Raw genomic sequence first — 631 nt, 5'->3', positions numbered from 1 at the left:
AAAAGATAAAGCCTCTTACCGATGAGCAAAAGGCTTTATTAAAGAAATTACCAGATAATTATATCATGTATTCAGACTGGTTCAGGTAACCAATTTATTCTTTAGGAATGGTTACTACGGCATTGCGGTCCCAGTTGGCTTTAATGGAAAGTTCTTGGGGTTCGTACCAAATTTTTTCTGGTTGCAGGCCCTTCGATACATTTCCGGTGTCCCAAATGCCATTTTTGTTGGTGTCGTAAACTACCCTGATGTAATAAATGCCTTGTCTGTATTTGCTGAAAATAACGGTCTTGTTCTGGTGCAGGCTTTCGCTATACACTACCTGGTCTTTTTTCTCGTTAACCAGCTGTAATATATAGTTTTTTGAGGTGTCTGGAACTTCTACCTTTAAGGTTAAAGTGCCATAATCATCAGCGCTGCCAAGCTTAAAACTCTTTCTTATCTCCTTGTTTTTGGTATTGAAAATACCTGTAATGGCGCCCTCGGCAAATACCAATATGTATTCTTCCTTCTTCTGCCATTTATAGCCCACATTATAGCTTAATATATCGGTACTGTCTTTGGTAAGGGTAAAACCTTTGCGCGGAATAGAATCCTCCAATAAAGTTACCTTACTAATATCAATATTCTC

Annotated in this window: 1 pseudogene; it reads right to left on the bottom strand. The window is 38.2% G+C overall.

Annotated elements, in window-relative coordinates:
• Positions 1-94: 94 nt before the first annotated feature.
• Positions 95-631 (bottom strand): annotated as a pseudogene (locus JHD69_RS20080) (Ig-like domain-containing protein); the annotation flags it as partial.

The organism is Pedobacter sp. ASV12 (assembly GCF_016429155.1).
Classification (GTDB): Bacteria; Bacteroidota; Bacteroidia; order Sphingobacteriales; family Sphingobacteriaceae; genus Pedobacter.
Note: the sequence above shows the minus strand (reverse complement) of the source record. Positions and strands in the feature narration are given on the sequence as shown.